The organism is Pedobacter sp. W3I1, from assembly GCF_030816015.1.
GTDB lineage: Bacteria > Bacteroidota > Bacteroidia > Sphingobacteriales > Sphingobacteriaceae > Pedobacter.
The window spans coordinates 4,832,428-4,851,760 of the sequence record NZ_JAUSXN010000001.1 but is presented as its reverse complement, the minus strand read 5'-3'; the positions used below and the strand labels follow the sequence as shown (position 1 = coordinate 4,851,760).

Sequence of the window (19,333 nt, the reverse complement as noted above, 5' to 3'; positions counted from 1 at the left end):
AGTGGAATGGAGAGATCTATCTAGGCAGATTTCTCGACTCCGTTGCACTCCGCTCGAAATGACGATTGGATGATTCCCTTCGACTCCACTCAGGGTGACCTTCGGAGGGAATAGTAGTTGTTAAATAGTATTATTCTTAAAAAAGATCGTCATTTCGACTGTAGCTGTCGATTTAAGCATTTGTTTTTATTTACTTATGGTATGCTTGCTTGTTTCACAGGTTTTATCGGTAGCGAAATGGAGAAATCTATTTAAAGAGGTTACTGTTGTAGATTTCTCCATTCCGTTTCACTCCAGTCGAGATGACGAAACTAGTTAAATCGCATCCGATAATGAAGTAAACGTAAAATCGCGGATTTTCATTGGCGGAATTAATCCACTTCCTGTCCTCACTGGCTTACCTAAAGCTTCAACATTGTTGAGCATAATTACCGGACTTTCATTAAACCTGAAATTTTTGATGGGGAATTTAATCTCGCCATTTTCAATGTAAAAAGTACCATCACGGGTTAATCCGGTAAGCAATAGTGTTTGTGGATCTACCGAGCGGATGTACCAGAAACGGGTTACCAATATTCCTTTTTCAGTACTTTTGATTAAATCTTCTAATGATTGTGTCCCACCTTCGATAATTACACTGCGGCTAAATGGAATGGGCTCGACATTTTTTTGCGCTGCCCAATACCTGGAATAGGAAAGGTTTTTTACGATCCCTTTTTCTACCCATTGTGTTCTCTTCACCGGCAAACCATCTCCATTCCATGTTGCTGATGGAATTTCGGTATTCATGGGGTCAGAATAAATGTTTACATTCTCTGAAAACAACTGCTCTCCTAAACGCGTACCACCGCCCTTTTTGCTCATAAAACTTCTGCCTTCATCTGCACTTCTGGCATCGAAACCTCTAAACATATTGCTTAAAATATCACTGGCTGCCAGAGGTTCTAATATAACAGTATACTTACCTGGTTCAATGGCTTTTGCACCTGCTGAACCATTGGCTTTACTTGCAGCAATTTTACTGAGCGCAAGTGTATCCATCTTGTCTAAATCGTTAAAATCTTGCTCAACATAACCTGAACCAGTACCTTGCTTATTTCTAACCGTTACCGAAAAAGAAACGTTTGTGCCTTTGTTGTACGCGAACAAACCTTTAGAGTTCATGATGGCATTAAAACGGGTTGCATTTTCTAAGAAACCCGCTGCATCTAAGCCAGCAGCTTTAGAAACGCTTAAACTTTTTCCCACCATTTCGGCCCTGGTATCGGGTGTCATGGCAGCAGTTTTAGCGTTAAAGGTATTGGATTCTGCAAAGGTCTGCGGACCTAACAGCGGCATAAATTCAGGATTTTCTGGCGCTAACATGGCCAGTTCTTCTGCTCTTTTTACCACTTTTTGCAAAGAGGCATCATCAAATTCGTTTATTGTTGCTGAACCAGTTTTTTTACCAAAAGTGGAGCTCACCCCTAAACTCATGGTGCTAATCTGTCCTGCGGTAGAAACTGCATTACGGGCATAACGGATATTTCCGCCATCAGAACCGTTTAAACCTACTTCGCAGAAATCGGCTTTCGAATAACCGATTACTTTTTTTAATATCGCCTGGGCTTCTTCTTTACTTAATATGGCCATAATTATATTTTTCTTGCTGTATTGATAACATTAACTCCATTAAACCGGGTGGTAGCACTGCCATGCGAAACGGCACTGCTTTGCGAAGGTTGCCCTTTTCCATCATTAAATGAACCGCCTAAACGGTAATCACTTTCATCGCAAATCGAATTGCACGAATTCCAGAATTCTTGTGTATTAGCCTGGTAGGCTACATCGTTAAGCATACCTGCAATTTTACCATCCTTGATTTCGTAAAAAATCTGTCCGCCGAACTGGAAATTATAACGTTGCTGATCGATAGAAAAACTGCCATCGCCGATGATATAAATGCCTTTTTCAACATTTTTAATCATATCATCAACACTTAGTTTTTCTTTACCTGGCTGTAGCGAAACATTTGGCATGCGCTGAAACTGCACATCATCCCAGCCCTGCGAGTAGCAGCAACCATTAGATTCAGTTAAACCGATGATGTGTGCCTGATCGCGGATGGCCTGGTAGCTTGTAAGTACCCCATTTTTGATCAGATCCCATTTTTTGCATTTTACGCCTTCATCATCATAGCCAACTGCACCTAAGGAACCTACCTGAGTTTTATCTGCTACAATATTGACTTTATCGCTGCCAAACTTGAATTTTTTCGATTCCCATTTATCTAAAGTAAGGAAACTGGTGCCGGCGTAATTGGCTTCGTAGCCTAAAACACGGTCTAACTCGGTCGGGTGACCCACAGATTCGTGAATGGTTAACCAAAGGTGTGAAGGATCTAAAACCAGATCGTATTTACCTGGCTCAACGGATTTTGCCTTTACTTTTTCTGTTGCTACACGGGCTGCTTCTTTTACATCTTCAAGCATGTCGTAACGGCCTTTATAACGGGTTACAATACCAGTAATCTTATCTTCAGGGCGGGCATGCATATATTCGTAGCCTTTACCCATTGGCGAACTCAGTGAATTGCGGGTTTTAAATTTGCCAGATTCGCGGTCGATTCTGGTTACGTTAAAAGTTGGATAAATGCGGTGAACATCCTGATCAATGTAAGAACCATCAGTAGACGCGAAGTATTTCTGCTCATTAACCGCGAAAATAACGGAATTTACAAAATTGGCTCCATTTTGCATGGCCACGTCGTTTACATTCAATAGCAGGTCTACTTTCTCCTTTACAGGAACTTCGAAAGCATTAATTTCGATTGGTGTTTTCCAGCTTACCTCACCATAACCTTTTTGGGGAGCCAGTTGAACCGGTTCGCCCTGTATTTTGGCATTGGCTTTTGCAACAGCAACCGCTTGTTCGGCTGCTTTGGCAATGGCATCTTTGGTTACGTTATTGGTGGCAGCAAAGCCCCAGCAGCCGTTAGCTAAAACACGGATACCCACACCATAGGATTCGGTATTGGCCACACCTTGCACACGTTTTTCGCGGGTAGCTACAAACTGGTTTAAATAACGCCCGATGCGGATGTCAGCATAAGTTGCACCTTTAGATTTCGCTGCATTTAGCGCAACATCTGCCAGTTCTTTTTTAATTTTTACATCTACTCCATCTAGCGCCTGTAAAGGGTCTATAGGAGTTCCGAATGCAGAAAGGTTGGGCAGGAGTAGGGCACCCATACCCATTCCGGATAAGTAGAGGAAGTCTTTTCTTTTCAATTGGTTGAATTTAGTTAGTTTACGCTTTCAATATAGCCAATTATGAGGCTAAAACTGGAAATCAATTATAACATTTTAGTTTCAAAGGCTGAAAAGAGGATGATTTTATAGGAAAGGTGTTTTTAACCACAGTTAAATATGGATGAACACAGATTTTATAGTTTTCAGCAAAAGTTAAGTGCGATTTTACAACGCGACTAATTTTTTGTCATTCTGAACGCAGTGAAGAATTTTTTATAATACTCTTTTGATGCTTATAATTCGGAGCTGAGTCAAAGGGTTTGTTGGCAGTCCGTATTTCATTGGTGAGGGATCCTTCACTGCGTTCAGGATGACAGCAACTTATCTTCTTTAAACTGCCAAAATCCTGGCCTCGTACCATAAAAAGGCAACGGCGAATAAAAATCCGATAAAAAACCACCAGGTCGAAACCTCTTCTTCCAGAATGATGTCTGTTGATGCGCTTTTATTTTTGGTCGTATTCAAGTTTTTAATAAACTGATGTGTTCCATCCAGTTTTTGCTGGTTTTTGAGTGCTTCCCAATCGGTTTTTTTATAGATGTATATTGGCTCGATGGTTTGATTCACCTCCAGGTTAGTCCAGCCCGACTTTTGAGGCCAGTAGAAAGCATCCCATTGAAAAGGAAGCTCCATGTTTTGCCGCGGACTAAGTAAAATGCTATCGACTTTTAATATTGGTACCTTGCCTGATTCTGCCAGGTCTGCAATAATCCTCGTTTTTTGATTAATAACAGGGAATTGAGGAATGATGTTTACTGACTGAATATCGGTTGTTTTTCTTGCTGCGTTGGCCAAAAGTTTAGACCAATAGGTTGCATAATCAGTTTTTTGCCCTGAAAGTAGCCAGTTGTAGGTGGAAGAAAGTGTAGAGACTAATACCTTGCCATAACCTTTGATGCTGCTATTAACTACCGTTTTTCCACTGGCATCGACAATAAGGGGCTGATCACTTTGGTTGGACTTTAAAAATAGCGCCTGTTCAAGCGGCAAGGGATTAAACTTGAAATGATCTTCCTTTAAATTGAGCTGTTTGCCTTTTAAAGCAGGAGATTCGTAACGGTCAAATTTCCCGCTAAGCGTGGTTAAAGCTTTTGTATTTGCAATCCTGATCAACAATCCCATCCCATTATTAACCGCGAGGTCTATTGATGACCGTTCACTTGGGCTGATGGCCGCTAATTCTTCTTCATCGATGATCAGGATGTCGAATTTTTTTAAGGAGGATGTATTGATCTGGTTAAGGTTTATACTATCTATGTTTAGAAAATCGAAAGCATATTTGTTTTTGCTTATCTGACTTCTGAACGCCAATGGATATTGATTTTCGTACAGCCAGTTTTTTAAAAATTTATATTCAAAATCCGGAAAAGAAGCCAGAATTAAAACTTTCATCGGCGCCTGGTCGCCAACTCGTACCGGGACTGGATCTTTAGCCAGGGTATCCTTTTTTTTCAAGGTTATTAATTCGTAAACAGCCTTTCCTGTTTGTTTTGGATTAGTTTTAAAGGAGAAGACTTTGTTCGATTTTGCTCCGATAATGATAGAATCTACTGTTTTACCTAAACCTTTGAGCAGAAGTTTGACCGATTCATCGCCTGAATTTTGGTAAGTGCCCTGAACTAGTAATAATTCGGTATTTTTTAATTTGGCTGGCCAATTGGCAGCGGTTATTCCCCTGGGATTTGCAGAAGGGTGGAAAGTGATCTGGTACCCTTTGAGCTGTTCCAATTCGGCTGCATTTAATCCGTAACCATAAATATTCAGCTTTCGGATATTGGGATTCGATTTTAAGAAATAAGAAAGATCAGGGATATTTATGGCCCTGGCATTTTTTAAATCCTGAGAAGAAAGTGCATATTTCTTTCCTTTTAAGCTGGCAATTGAATCCAGATTAGTGCCTTCGGTGAGTAAAATGACCTCATCTGTATTTTGTGGCACATGTGTTTCAAACTTGATCGGTACAATTAAAAGTACAAAGCAGCTTACCGCGATGATATTGGTGAGAATACGCCAGATTAGCCTTGCTTTATTTGCCCTGTAAATTTCTTTATAGAGCAAAAAGGCCAATAAAACTAAACCAGCCAGAATAGCGATGTATTTAAATTCCATATCTATCTGCCGGTTTTATTGAGGTTATTAAAATAGTTTTGGTACAATGCCGAAGCTGGACTTGCACTTTGTGTTTGTGGTTTGGCTGCTTCGGTATTGATCATTTTTTGGATAGCCTGTTGAACCAGGTCAATGTCGCTGATTATCAGTTTATTGCCCGTGCTTAACTTCCTTAAACTGCTTAAGGCATTTAAATAGGTAGAAGGATGATCGGCTGCTGAACCAATCATGTATTTCTCTGTTTCGCTGAGTAAAAAGTGATCTTGTTGGTTAAACTTTTTACCTGTTTTTCTGCTTTCCAATAGGGCAAGTGCTATTTTTAAAGAAACTGTCCTTTTTTCTTTTTGCTCAAACGACATCTTTTGTACGGGCTGTGTAATTTTATCCAGTTCTCCGGTTAAGCGTTTTTCGGGCTTTAATGCCGCTGTTTTTACAGTAGTTTTAGCTACGTAAGCCCGCGACTTTTGCTGCAGGTCTTTGAGCAACCTCAGCGCTTTATATTCGTACGGTAATGCTTCCTGGGGTTTATAGGTTCTCAAACGAAGTTCAGCATTCCACATTTCTGTTAAAACAGCCTTTAATTGTGCCTTCATTTCCGGCTCGAAAAAGGTGGCATCTTCGGCAATATCATGCTTATGGGCGTATTTGTCCATAATGGTGGTCACATCACCAAACTTCTCACCCTCACTCTTGTGTTCGTCGTGGTCATCATGATCTCCGCCAATTTCAGTTTCGTTTTCTTCTCCCAAAAACTGGCCGTAACGCAACCGCAACAACTTCTGGTCGATACCCAGATCGTTGCTTCTGGTTTTGAAAGTTGCAATAGGAAGTGTTGATTGTTCTTTCAATAATTTCTCTGTATCGATAATGATTTGCCTCTCGCTTCTGAAATATTCCGGAACCAGGTTAACACCATTCGTCATCCCTGCTAAACTCATTAATTCGGCAGTATCTACAATCGAAACAAAATAAACATCCGAACGGCTCGATTGACCATGATTATCCATCGCTTTGATGAAAAAGTAAAGTTCATCGCCTGGTTTCATACCAAGATTTTTTAAGTCAATCAATTTACTCAACGATATATTCTTCCGGTTACCAAAGCTGGTATTGAAGGACAATTTTTTTTCAGTAAAACTAACACCTTCGCCTTTGCCACTGGCCATGGTTGCCGATATAAAAGCATCGTTAATGCCGTAATCATCCGTAAGTGATACCTTCAGGTTAATCCTCTGTGGCTGACCGATATCAATTGTGGTGTGCTGTTTGGGTTGCGTAATTTTAATCGTAACGGGTAAATCGGGAATGATCCCGATCTGGTAGAGATCTGATTTTTTACCGTCCAGGTCTAATTGGTAAAAACCTGATTTATTAACGATTTTGCTATAGTTCCATTGCGTATGTGATGCGTTTAAGGCTTTTAGTGAAACAATTTCGTTGTCGTTAAAGATAATTTTCAGTTTTTTGATACCGATATTCGTTTCAATTTTCCAGTTGATTTTAGCACCTGTTTCTGCAGCAATAGTAAACTGTTTTTGTTTACGCTCGGCTTTTTGAGTGTAGGCAGGCGGAATAATGGTAGCGCTGAAATCGGAAATTGCTGCTGGAATATTTTCTTTGATTAACGGAATTTGATTAGCCTTGTTTTGAAAGTTTAAAGGCTCATTTTTGAGTAAATGGATTTTAGTAATTCCAAAGCTGATGAACAATCCCGCAACAAGTATAAGCAAGCCCAGGTATAATTTCTTTGCTGGTTCTTTAGGATGTGGTAGACTGGTGAGAATATGCTCAATCTTATTACGTTGTAATTGTTGTAACATCGATAATTCATCTTGATTTTGAAGCAGCAGATCAGCACTCTCTTCCAGTTCGGGATACTGGTTGTTTACAAATCTCGAAACATCATGGTCCGTTGTTTTCCAAATGGGTTTACTGAATAAAAGAATAGCCAGGACGACAAGGAAAGCCAGCCCAAAAAGCCATGGAGAAAAATGCAGCAGGTAAACCGCGATAGCAGATAAAACCATAGCGATGGCTAAAGCAATCGCTATGGTGCCAATCAGGTAAAAGCTAATCCACTTTTTCCTTAGGTTACTGATCCAATTTTGTCCTTCAGCTTTTAACATAATTCGGTTTTTTTCTGAATGATAAAATACGTTCGGTCACAAAGATCAATAAGGCGGCGATCCAAAATAAAGTTCCAAGCCTTTCATTTTGAGTACTTTTTGTGCTCAATTCGGCCTTGTTAAACTGAAAGACATTATTTTGCCTGACTGATAAACGTCGCTGATCGTTAGGATGGTCTTGAAAGCCAAAATCACTTGCGGTTTTATCTTGTATAACCATAGGTATTAGTGCTTTCACAAATACACCATCCCAAACCAATTCACTCCACTGTGGATTAAACCGGCTATAAAAATGAAATATATTTAGATCATTTGCCTTTTCATTCGTCAATATTGCATCTCCAAAGTCGTCAGTCCATATTTTTTCTGATTGATTATTCGAAACAACTCTTTTACTCAATTTAATGCGGCGACCATACAGATTAATGGCAGATGGTATGGTGATTACTTTTCCTTTTTCATATTGAAACAAGCTTCCACCGGCTGCGATTGAAGATTTAAAAACTGAAGAAACCGGATCATCCGATAACCAAAAGCCAATGGTTGCTTTTTCTGCAGCTGCGTTGATGATTATTTTTCGCTTCGTAAAGCTGCCAATGGTCTTTAAGGCTGCAATGAGGTATTTGCCATCTGCAATTCCGGAAGCTTCATGTATGGCGATGTTTATGGGTACTTCATCGGCTGAATTTAAAGCCTGATAAGTGGTATTGGAGGGATTAGATTTTGCCTCGTATTTCTTTCCAGCATAGCTGGCAATCCAGCTGCTAGTCGTATCGGTTTGGTTTAATGGGATGTATTTGAGTTTATAGGTAACAGTTGGCAGTTCGTTACCAAAACGGTTTAAGCGCCGATCGACAAAAAGATAAACGGTTGCACCTGCCGGAACAAAATGATTGGCCGCGCTCAATAAAGCTGTATAACTTAAAGTATTGACCTGTTGTGTTTCGTTAAGAACGGTATCTTTTAAGGTTAATGGTTTAAAACCCACATTAAAATCGTGGATTTCGTAACCCTTTTTTAGCAATGAATCAATCGTTTTTTGATGTGTTTTGAAAACTTGTTGAATAGCCCTTTTATCTACCAAAATCCATCCCTTATTACTATTGCCCGGAACAATTTTTTTTAGGTAAGGCTGAGCCAGAAGAAGTGCCAGTAGTGCCAAAAGCAAGCAGCGTAACAATAACAAAAACCAATCGTTAATTTTAAAGCTTTTTGAACTTGCTCTCGAACTTTCGCCCAGCAAGGCAATGCTGCCAATCTTAACCGTTTTGCCCTGTTTAACATTCCACAAGTGGATAATGAGCGGAACAATTAATCCTGCCAGCGCCAGTAAACCTATGGGGTATAAAAAATGCACGGCTTAAATTCTAAGTTTACTTCTCTGTTTTAAAAAATCTCTTAAAGCCTGATCTAAAGATTCGTCGGTACAAATGGTTCGGTAAAAAATTCTTCTATCGAGCATTTTAACTCTGGTTTCCTCTAAATAAACGGCCAGTTTAGTCTTATAATCCACCCGGGCTTTTTCCTGATCGATCTGAATGGTTTCACCAGTTTCCAGGTCTTCAAAAGTGCTATAACCTTTAAAATCAAGATCGAGCTCGTTTCTTGATAACACATGAAAAACCACAATTTCGTGCCTTAAAGTATTCAATGTATCCAATAACTTGATAATTTCATCCTCTTTTTGATAAAGATCGGTAACAAAAATTAACAGTTCACGTTTTTGAGCACCTGCAAATAGCTCTTTATAGTGAATGGGTTTGGTGAATGCTCCTTCAGGATTAATTTGCTCCAACTGGTAAAACAATCGGGCCAAATGCTGATAATCCTGCTTGGCTGTCATCAAAAAGATGCCCGAATTTTTCAGTACATACAAACCAATCGCATCACCTTGTAAATTGGCGAGGTAAGCTAAAGAGGCACCGAGGTACCTTGCATAATCTATTTTGGTAAAGTCGCCGTCGCTGTGGTTCATCGAGGCACTGGCGTCTATTAATATGCGCACGGCAATATTCGTTTCCACTTCCGATTCGCGAATATAATATCGATCGGAGCGGGCAAACATTTTCCAATCGAGCGAACGCAAATCATCACCCGGTTGGTAGCTTCTATATTGGCTAAACTCCAATCCCGGGCCTTTTACGGTACTTTTATTAATACCGTTCATAAAACCATCAATCGTCATTTTAGCTGATAATGAAAGGTCTTTAATGGCCATTAATACTTTCGGATCGAGCAGTTTACTCATTAAATATTCGCTTTTGGTTTCGAAATGGCTTTAATCAGTTCGTCTGTAACTTTATCCGATGAAACATTTTCAGCTTCGGCCTTAAAGTTCATTAATACCCTATGGCGCAAAACCGGATAGGCCATGGCCTGTAAATCTTCCATTATCACCGCATATCTGCCTTTAAACAGGGCTCTTGCTTTTGCCGTTAAAATTAGTGCCTGTCCTGCCCGTGGGCCAGCGCCCCAACGTACCCATTCTTTTACAAAATTTACAGTAGTGGTATCAGGTCGTGTAGCACGGATCATTTCGCTTACATAAGTAATCAGATCATCACTGATACTTACTTCGCGGGTAATGGCCTGTAATTCTTTAATTTCTTCAGCACCAATAATTGGGTTAATTATGGCTTTCTTGCTTCCTGTTGTGCTGCTTAAAATCTGGGTTTCTTCAGCTGCGGTAGGGTAACCGATTTTAATATATAACAGAAAACGGTCTAACTGTGCTTCAGGCAGGGGATAAGTTCCCGCTTGTTCAATGGGGTTTTGGGTGGCCAGAATAAAAAATGGCCGATCTAAAGGATAAGTTTGCCCGCCATAGGTTACTTCAAACTCCTGCATGGCTTCTAACAAGGCCGATTGTGTTTTTGGCGGTGTTCTGTTCACCTCATCGGCTAGAATAATATTGGCAAATAACGGGCCTTTATTAAATTTAAAGAAACGTTTTCCGGTTGCATGGTCTTCTTCCAGTATTTCTGTTCCAACAATATCGGTGGGCATTAAATCGGGTGTAAACTGGATTCTCCTAAAAGAAAGATCTAAAGCCTGCGACATCGTCCTTACCATTAAAGTTTTTGCCAAACCCGGTACACCTTCCAATAAACAGTGTCCGCCAGCCATTAATGCAATCAGCATTTCTTCAATGATCACATCCTGACCTACAATTACTTTCTGTATTTCGCTTTTTAACAGGGAGATCTTATCGATCAATATTTTTAGGTTGCTTTCTGAACGCTCCAAAACGGTTGATTTTTTAGTATAACGATATTGTGCTTCAATATAGCGCATATTGGCAGATTGTTTTAGCTCAATGGAAAGAATATCAAAAAATTTACAAGATAATTTGGGTAAAAAGTGCAATTAATAAAAAATGAAGGTAATTTTAGGCTGTGCAAAGAGCTAAATTTACATTTGCGAGGTTAAAATATAATTCAGGCGATTGGGATACCGATCAGCGTATGCCTTCTAACCTCTTAAATTCTCTGCTGGAGTATACGACCATTCCTTTGGATGAAGAAGAGAAAATCATAGAATTAAGTAGTCGCGATTTATTCAAATATCCTTTCTGTTATTTAAGTGGGCATAAACTGGTGCAGTTTAGTCAGCAAGAAGCTGTAAATTTTAAAACGTATGTACATAATGGCGGCTTCGTTTTTGTAGATGATTGCAACCACGATATTGATGGTTTATTTGCCCGCTCGTTCGAAACGCAGATGAGCAATTTATTTGGCCCACAGGCTTTGAAGAAAATCCCCAACAACCATGGTATTTATAGTTCTTTCTTTAAGTTTGAGAAAGGCCCACCAACCACTTCGTTCGAATTAAACGGTTGGGGCGACGATCTGGTGCACGATTACCTGAAAGCGATTACCATTAACAATAGGATAGGGGTGCTGTACAGTAATAAAGATTATGGCTGCGAGTGGGACTACGATTTCAGGAACAAACGCTTCTTGGCAGAGGATAACACCAAGTTCGGAGTGAATATTATACTATATGCCATGGGCATAAATAGTTAGCTTTTCTCGTGCTGTCAGATGTTACCATCTGACAAATTTAGAAAATCATTGACTAAGCTTTAATAACAGCAGATGGTAACATCTGCCGCCACATTTAAAGTATGGAGTGTTTAGTCGATTAATCGCATTTTGAAAATTAGCTATAAACTAATAACAACTGAACTAATGACTAATGAACCAATGACCTAACCTACAATGCATACGCCGTTTCGGCCTTCGATTGATTCAGTACCAGAAAACTCTGAATATTCCCAACATAAGCCAGTGCGCCAATATTGTCTCTCAGGAAATTATTGTAAGAAACCATATCAGGCATGGCTACCTTAAGCATAAAATCGAAATGACCAGTAAGGTGGTAACATTCCATCACCTCAGGATATTTCTCCATTTCGGCCTTAAATGCCCTTACAATATCTTCTGAATGCAGGGTAAGTTGAATGTGTGGAAAGGCTATAAAATGTGACCTCAATTTATCGATATCAACAATGGCAACTGTTGATTTGATGTAGCCATTTGTGCGCAGTTTTTTAATGCGCTCTACAATGTGGGTCATGCTTTTTCTAAGCTTTCCTGAAACTTCTTTGTAGGTTAATAATCCATCACGTTGTAAAAGATTTAGGATTTCGATATCTGTCTGATCAACTTTTTGAGATTGCATGTAAAGACTTAGTGTATAATTGTTTCTGTTTTGTTCGCTGTTGTAAAGGCTGAAAATAGTTAAAATAACGTATATTTAGCTTAAATTATTGCTGTTTTATTAAAGCTTACTTAGTGTACTTATTACAATAATAATGAAATTTTATGAGTGTCAAAAAAATTATATTCTGTAGCCTTATTTTCTTTATTAGTTAAACCAAATTTTCGGGATGTTTAGGCCTTCGAAAAAAATAATTTTTATCAAAAAAACAGGTTATTGCTTTATAATTTGCTTAACTACTGATCTTTATACTGTAAATAATTTAATCAGATATCAATTTTCTCATGCATAAAAAACACAACTTTGGTGCCGGCCCATGCATATTGCCTTCATCTGTAATGGAACAAGCTGCGCAAGCCGTAATGAACTGGAACGGGATGGGTTTATCTATTTTAGAAGTTTCTCATCGATCGCCAGAATTTGAAGAGGTGGTACTTAAAACCCAGCTTTTGGTTCGCGAGTTATTAGCTGTTCCCGATCACTACTCAGTGCTTTTTTTACAAGGTGGAGCCAGTACACAATTTGCTATGGTTCCAATGAATTTTTTGAGTGAAGGAAAAAAAGCCGCTTACCTTGATACCGGATATTTTGCACAAAAAGCCATTAAAGAGGCCAAATTATTTGGCGAAGTAGAGCTAGTGGCTTCTTCGAAAGATAAAGATTATGCTTATATCCCCCACCAGTTTAATATTGATCGCGAATCTGTTTATATCCATTACACTTCAAACAATACGATTGAGGGAACGGAGATCTTTGATTTTTCTGCTGCAGGTGTTCCGTTGATATGCGATATGTCGTCAGACATTTTTTCCAGAAAGATTAATGTTAACGATTTCGATCTTATTTATGCGGGTGCCCAAAAAAATATGGGGCCGGCCGGGATGACGCTTGTTATTGCTAAAAATGAATTTCTTAATCGGGCAAAGAAAGAAATCCCATCCATGATGGACTATCGGGTATTCCGCGATAATATGAGCATGTACAATACACCGCCGGTTTTTTCCATTTATGTGGCCATGCTTAATTTATTATGGCTGAAAGATCAGGGTGGGGTTAATGGCATTGAACAAAGAAATATAGAAAAAGCAAAATTATTATATGCCGAAATAGACCGGAATCCACTCTTTTACGGTACGGCCGACGTTGAGCATCGCTCCCGAATGAACGTTACTTTCCTGGCTATTAATAAGGATGTAGAGGCAGGGTTCTTAAAATTTGTAACAGATCAGGGAATTGTAGGCATAAAAGGCTATAGAACAGTTGGCGGATTTAGGGCTTCACTTTACAATGCGCTCCCATTATCGAGCGTTGAAGTTTTGGTAAATGCGATGGCTAGTTTTGAAAAAATATGCAGCGATAAAACAGTTCTTGAACTCGAATAATCCGTTAAACGATGGTAAAAATCTCTCCACTAAAGGCATTACAGCCAGGCAAAGACATCTTTGATCTGATGATTTCTGATCAGGTAAACGGTAAGGTGCATAAAAATGAGCAGCTTTCTTTTGAAGACCTGCTCAATTTATTCGGATGTCCTTTGGATGATCGGCCTGCTATTTATGTTTACGAATTCCGTGGCGGGTTTGGTGTAATGAGAGGAATTTGGGCAGCTACCGATCTCTCTCAAACCCCAGTAGATGCAATTAAAAGGCACGAAGAAACGGTATTGGCGAAAGTAGAGTCGCTTAGAAGAGACCGGAAAAATAAAGAGATGCAAAAATCGCCAATCTTATTGGTTCATAAAAAAGACAAAACCTTAGATGAGCTGATTGATTTTGTGGTGCGTACGCGCAAACCTTTGGCAAGCGAATGGTCGCAGATGGAACATTTTCTTTATCAGGTATTGGAAGAAGATGTTATTGGAAAATTTGTTGAGGAATTTATGAAACTTGAAGCGGTTTACCTTGCCGATGGTCATCATCGCCTGGAAGCAGCCTGTTCATTGCAGAAAAACACGCCTCAGCACATCAGTTCTTTATTTGTTTCTGCCGATGTAATTTCGATAGGTGCTTTTCATAGAGTGATTTCTGGTGTAGATATTTCTTATTCACTGTTAATGGAAGAACTGAAACAGTATTATTATATCTCAAAAATTCCCAATAACAAACCTTATAAACCCGATCAGAAAAATAGGTTAGGACTTTGTTTTAAAGGCGAGTGGTATCAACTGGATTTAAATAAAGCTTCTATTGCATTGTCAGAAGTGCCAGATACGGTGATTTTACAGGATCAAATCCTATCAGCTGTGCTGGGCGTCAATAAACCGAAGGAAGATGAAAGGTTAATCTGCTTTCCGGATTGTAAATGGTCTCAATTTCTTGCAGCGCTGAATCAGGATGAAACGTCAATTGGTTTTTCTCTTTTTCCGATGACGGCAGATGCATTTATTACCGCTGCTGAAAAGGGCGAATTTTTGCCACCCAAATCTACCTGGATAGAACCTAAAATCCCTCAGGGATTTATGGCAAGTAGCCCGGTGGCTATAACGGCGAAAGGTGAGCAAGTACGGGCAAACTAATGGTTAAACCTATAAAGCAAACGATATGTTCGATCTCGATTTAGAAAGTATAGGTGAGGTGTTGGCCACTTTTATGATCGTTTGTTTCTTTCTGATCTCCTTATATAAAAAGCGTCTGAAATAAATCGAGCCAAAATAATCGTTTATGATAGCGATAGGGCATTCGGTTATCGTTAAATTTTATACTTTTGGGATACCGCTCGATTTACAATTTAACCCGATATGTTTTATGAAAATGCTTTTTAGAGTTTGCATACTTTCTATTTTAATCTGTTCTTCTATTCTGGCGAGTGCACAAACCGTTACTTTAGATTATTTTTTTAATCGCGAAACGCGAAAAAACAAAGCGGGAGAAGTAGAGCGTTTTCACTATTTATGGGGTAAAAGCGATTATGGGAATTTCTTTATTTTAGGAAGCATCTTTAAGAAACAAGGTTTTAAGTTAGATTCTTTAGAAACGGCTCCAACTGCCGCTAAGCTAAAAGGAACTGATGTGTATATTATCGTAGATCCTGATCGACCAAAAGAAAATCCAAAACCAAATTACATAGCGGCCAAAGATATTGCAGAAATTTCTACGTGGGTGAAGCAGGGTGGTGTATTGGTAATGTTTGCTAATGATAGTGCCAATGTAGAATTACCACACTTTAATCAACTGGCCAATGTGTTTGGAATGCACTTTACCAATGAGATGCAAAATCACGTTATTGATGATGCGCATTTTGAAGATGGGGCCATTGTGATCAAAAACAATCCGGTATTTAAAACGGCGCAGAAAATATTTATGAAAGATATTTGCTCCATTGAAACAAAGGCCAATGCAAAACCGGTTTTGAAAAATGCAGCTAACGCAACCGTTATTGCCTCGGCTAAATATGGTAAAGGAACAGTAATTGCCATTGCCGATCCATGGCTGTATGACGAATATGTTAACGGACGTTTACCAAAAGAAATGGGTTTCGAAAATGATAAAGCAGCAGCTGATGTGGTAGCATGGCTAAAAAAACTGTCGAAAAAATAATTTAGTTAAAGCTTATCTAGTTTAAAATAACCCAAATGAATTTCATCTTCAGGTAAAGCACCTGAAGATGGTTTTATTTCGATATGGTATTTTTGTTTCGACTCTGCACTTAAAATATCTTCAATTTTATAAATATCATCCACATCAATGCCATACTTTTCATCAATGTGGGCACCTTTTATCGAGTTTTTTTTAAAGAATACCGTCTTTTTTGCTTCCTGTATAGCCTTCGCCCTTTCATCATGAACAGATAAAATAATATAATGTTGTTCGTATAGTCGGTTCGGTTGGTAGCCGCCAAGATTAATGAAAAATAGTTTATCAGTAGAAGGTGCTGTATGGCTATCTCTTAGTTTAATGTTAATTTCATAATGGTTAACCTTGTTAATTTCCCGCCAGCCATCTACATGGATACTGCTTCCTGCTTCGGGCCAAAATGCTTTAATTTCGGGAACAAGTGCCTTAAGCGAAGGGGCAATGCCGAAGAAATAATCGTGCTGTTCTACATTTCTTTTCGGTGCTTTCGATCCCAATAAAAGCATATATAATTTTAAATCGTTCATTGTTAGGGTTAATCGGTTAATGGTTTGAATCGGTTAATCAGTGATTGATTATTGGTCATTTAAACCTCATTCATTAATCTTCTAACAGCGATAAGCACAATTGGTTCTTAGAATTTGTGAATAAACCACAGAGGGCGCAGAGAGAAAAGTGCCGAGGGAACAGAGTTGGGGTTGAAGTTTTTCTTGCTGTCATTCTGAATGCAGTGAAGACCTGCGAAGCAAGGATGAATGCCATTAATCTATAAACAGCTAATGAATAATCTTTTATAAACGTAAGTGACATCGTGAATACAGATCCTTCGCTGTGCTCAGGATGACGAATTAAGCTGATTAATCCGTGCGTTCTGTGTTTCCGTGGCAAAAAAAATAAAACAATTTGGTCTTTTTAGGATTATATGAACGGACGAATCAGGCAGGTAACTTCGTTTAACCAAATAAATTATAGCAGCTATAAATGAATATCAAGACAGTAAAAAAGAAAATCGCGATTATAGGGGGTGGGCCGAGTGGTCTTTTTATGTATAAAAGATTAACAGAGTCAAAGGTGCTTAATCTGGAGATAGACATTTTCGAGCGTAAAAGCTATTTAGGTGCTGGTATGCCTTATAGTACCGAAGGAGCTAATGTAGAACATATAACCAATGTATCAGACAATGAAATTCCGGTCATTTTTAATTCTATTGAAGACTGGGTTAAAATAGCACCCATAGCAGTTTTAAAAAAGTTTGATATCAATGATGAAAAATTTAATGAATACAAGGTATTGCCCAGGCTATTTTTTGGCGAATACTTATCCGCACAGTTTAATCTTCTGCAAGATGCTGCGGCCAAAAAAAGCATAAAAACCAATGCTCATTTAAATTGTGTGGTAGAAGACATTGTCGACTTTCCTAAAGATAATCAGGTAGCTGTAAGTGTTAAAAATCAGGATGAGTTATATTTTGATCAGGTTATTATTTGTACCGGCCACAATTGGCCAAAGAAATACGAAGGTCGTATTCCGAACTATTTCGATTCTCCATATCCACCAAAGAAGATATCCTTAAAGCTCAATCACGCCGTGGGTATTATGGGATCATCGTTAACCGCTATTGATGCCTTAAGAACGCTGGCCAGGCAAAATGGAAAGTTTGAGGACAATGAAGATGGAACCTATGGTTATCATTTGGATAGTGAAGGTTTTAAAATTGTAATGCACTCGCGCAGTGGTTTATTACCTGCAATTCGCTTTCATCTGGAAGATTCGCATTTGGGAAAGGAAGAAACGTTAAGCAAAGCCGAAATTCAGGCGAGTATAGCTGAGAACGGAGGCTTTTTACCCTTGGATTTTGTATTTGAAAAGAATTTCAAGGAAATGTTTATTAAAAAAGATCCGGCATTTTATGAGCAGATCAAAAACATGAGCCTGGAAGAATTTGTGGAGGCCATGATGGGTTTCAGGGAAAAAATGGAGCCCTTCGATCTTTTTAAGCGAGAATATGAAGAGGCAGAAAAATCTATAGAAAAGCGAAAATCTATTTATTGGAAAGAAGCCCTGGCTGTTTTAAGTTTTGCAATGAACTATCCGGCAAAATATCTGTCTGCTGAAGACATGGAACGGCTCCAAAAGGTATTAATGCCCTTAATTTCTATTGTAATTGCATTTGTACCGCAAAGTTCGTGCAGAGAATTATTGGCACTGCACGAGGCTGGTGTGCTAAGCATTGTTGCCGTTGGAGATAATGCGGATGTAGAACCGTTAAAAGCAGGCGGTGCAGATTATCATTACACGGTAGGTGATAAGAAGGTTACCGTTCACTTCGATACCTTTATCGATTGCGTTGGTCAGCCACATCTTTCTTTCGATGATTTTCCTTTTAAAAGCTTAATTACAAATGGAACGGTTAGTCCGGCAAGATTAAAATTCCAGTCTACTGAGCGCGGAAAGGCAGAAATGAAGCATAATGATTCAGTGACAAGGAAAAGTAACAGTTACTTTTTAACTGTGCCTGGCATCACCATTAATGATCATTTTCAGGTGGTTGATGAAGCAGGGCAGGCAAATGAAAGAATCTATATTATGGCCGTTCCGTACATTGGTGGTTATAACCCCGATTATTCTGGAATCGATTTCTGCGAAGCCGCGTCAGAGGTGGTACTCAACAGTATTTTAAACTAGGTATTGAATAACTTATGTTGCCAAAATTATAGTGCTTATATATTAATAATACGCTATCTATGCTTAGCTACACTTAAGTTACGCTTATACTATGGTTAACCCCCATGTGGAGTTGCTACAATTTCTTTTTAGAGTAGTTGGCTAGGATCTGTGATCTTATTAAGGATTAATTAATAAGATTTTCTGTATGGTTTCATATATTTTTTGATCACAGTACTGCTTTAGTAAAGAATGCATTGGATTTATGAAGTCTATTAATGTTGTTTCAGCAAAAAATACAATTAGTAAAACGGTTTATGATTTAGTTGATCTGGATTATAAAAAGTTATTTTTTTTGAAAGTGAGTTTAATTTCGTTGGTATTTGATTTATTTCGAATGCAGGGACGGAATTACTTAAAAGTAGCCTGTTTGGTTTAATCGCTTTTTAAAGAAAAAAAATCCATAAATGAGTGTTGTGCAGTGTTTTGTGTGAAAAAACAAACGTTTGCGCTTAATTTGTGTAATGTCTTTTTTGAATTACAAAATTACGAAAAACTGTATCGTGTTCCAGGTGAAATTAGACGTAAACATAATTCTGTAAGCTTAATTATAGTAACCAATCGAACGATCATTTAAAGCTTTCTCCTTAACACTTATTCGCTATTAGAATATCAATTAATAAAAATATAGAAATTAGTTAATTTTTTAGCATTAACCAAAGTGTAAAGCAGTTTAAAGCCTTACTCCTTACGCATTTTTTAAGCAAACGTTTGCGTTAAGAAAAATAAAAATTGCCCTTGCTTAATATATATCTTGCAATACCAAATCATAACGAGCCGATATTTTATT

The 19,333-nt window shown here is 38.6% G+C and carries 14 protein-coding genes; 5 read left to right on the top strand and 9 right to left on the bottom strand.

The window, feature by feature from the left end:
- Positions 1-315: 315 nt before the first annotated feature.
- The 7 genes from QF042_RS19745 to QF042_RS19715 all read right to left on the bottom strand — a co-directional run bounded on the left by QF042_RS19745 (position 316) and on the right by QF042_RS19715 (position 10,819).
- A complete protein-coding gene (locus QF042_RS19745; protein ID WP_307531597.1) occupies positions 316-1,632 on the bottom strand; it encodes a TldD/PmbA family protein in 1,317 nt (438 codons plus the stop codon).
- Between the two features lie 2 nt (positions 1,633-1,634).
- Positions 1,635-3,269, bottom strand: coding sequence for a TldD/PmbA family protein (locus tag QF042_RS19740; RefSeq protein ID WP_307531595.1), 1,635 nt, complete (start codon positions 3,267-3,269; stop codon positions 1,635-1,637).
- 351 nt (positions 3,270-3,620) lie between these two features.
- Positions 3,621-5,399: a hypothetical protein gene (locus tag QF042_RS19735; RefSeq protein ID WP_307531593.1), complete on the bottom strand. Its 1,779-nt coding sequence runs from the start codon at positions 5,397-5,399 to the stop codon at positions 3,621-3,623.
- A gap of 2 nt (positions 5,400-5,401) precedes the next feature.
- Positions 5,402-7,525 carry a DUF4175 family protein gene (locus tag QF042_RS19730; protein ID WP_307531592.1) on the bottom strand — a complete coding sequence of 708 codons (2,124 nt, stop codon included), beginning with the start codon at positions 7,523-7,525 and terminating at the stop codon, positions 5,402-5,404.
- A complete protein-coding gene (locus tag QF042_RS19725; RefSeq protein ID WP_307531590.1) occupies positions 7,512-8,882 on the bottom strand; it encodes a BatA domain-containing protein in 1,371 nt (456 codons plus the stop codon). Before QF042_RS19725 ends, QF042_RS19730 begins: the two co-directional genes overlap by 14 nt.
- A gap of 3 nt (positions 8,883-8,885) precedes the next feature.
- Positions 8,886-9,773: a DUF58 domain-containing protein gene (locus tag QF042_RS19720; protein WP_307531588.1), complete on the bottom strand. Its 888-nt coding sequence runs from the start codon at positions 9,771-9,773 to the stop codon at positions 8,886-8,888.
- A complete protein-coding gene (locus tag QF042_RS19715) occupies positions 9,773-10,819 on the bottom strand; it encodes a MoxR family ATPase (RefSeq protein ID WP_307531586.1) in 1,047 nt (348 codons plus the stop codon). Before QF042_RS19715 ends, QF042_RS19720 begins: the two co-directional genes overlap by 1 nt.
- 101 nt (positions 10,820-10,920) lie before the next feature.
- Between QF042_RS19715 and QF042_RS19710 the strand changes: the two genes are divergently transcribed.
- Positions 10,921-11,550 (top strand): DUF4159 domain-containing protein, encoded by a 630-nt coding sequence (locus QF042_RS19710; RefSeq protein WP_307531584.1) that lies wholly within the window; start codon positions 10,921-10,923, stop codon positions 11,548-11,550.
- Positions 11,551-11,740: 190 nt separating this feature from the next.
- Here the strand turns inward: QF042_RS19710 and QF042_RS19705 are convergent, their stop codons facing one another.
- Positions 11,741-12,208 (bottom strand): Lrp/AsnC family transcriptional regulator, encoded by a 468-nt coding sequence (locus QF042_RS19705; protein ID WP_307531581.1) that lies wholly within the window; start codon positions 12,206-12,208, stop codon positions 11,741-11,743.
- Between the two features lie 323 nt (positions 12,209-12,531).
- Between QF042_RS19705 and serC the strand changes: the two genes are divergently transcribed.
- The 3 genes from serC (at position 12,532) to QF042_RS19690 (ending at position 15,783) form a co-directional block, all read left to right on the top strand.
- Positions 12,532-13,629, top strand: a complete 1,098-nt coding sequence (serC, locus tag QF042_RS19700; protein ID WP_307531579.1) for a 3-phosphoserine/phosphohydroxythreonine transaminase — start codon at positions 12,532-12,534, stop codon at positions 13,627-13,629.
- Between the two features lie 11 nt (positions 13,630-13,640).
- Positions 13,641-14,762, top strand: a complete 1,122-nt coding sequence (locus QF042_RS19695; RefSeq protein ID WP_307531577.1) for a DUF1015 family protein — start codon at positions 13,641-13,643, stop codon at positions 14,760-14,762.
- A 145-nt stretch (positions 14,763-14,907) separates the two neighbouring features.
- Positions 14,908-15,783: a DUF4350 domain-containing protein gene (locus QF042_RS19690; protein WP_307531575.1), complete on the top strand. Its 876-nt coding sequence runs from the start codon at positions 14,908-14,910 to the stop codon at positions 15,781-15,783.
- A gap of 5 nt (positions 15,784-15,788) precedes the next feature.
- On the opposite strand, the gene QF042_RS19685 is transcribed toward QF042_RS19690, so the two are convergent.
- Complete coding sequence (locus QF042_RS19685; RefSeq protein WP_307531573.1) at positions 15,789-16,346, bottom strand: DUF1543 domain-containing protein; 558 nt, start codon at positions 16,344-16,346, stop codon at positions 15,789-15,791.
- A 454-nt stretch (positions 16,347-16,800) separates the two neighbouring features.
- Between QF042_RS19685 and QF042_RS19680 the strand changes: the two genes are divergently transcribed.
- Entirely contained in the window at positions 16,801-18,504 is a 1,704-nt protein-coding gene (locus QF042_RS19680; protein WP_307531571.1) for an FAD/NAD(P)-binding protein, read from the top strand.
- Positions 18,505-19,333 lie beyond the last annotated feature (829 nt).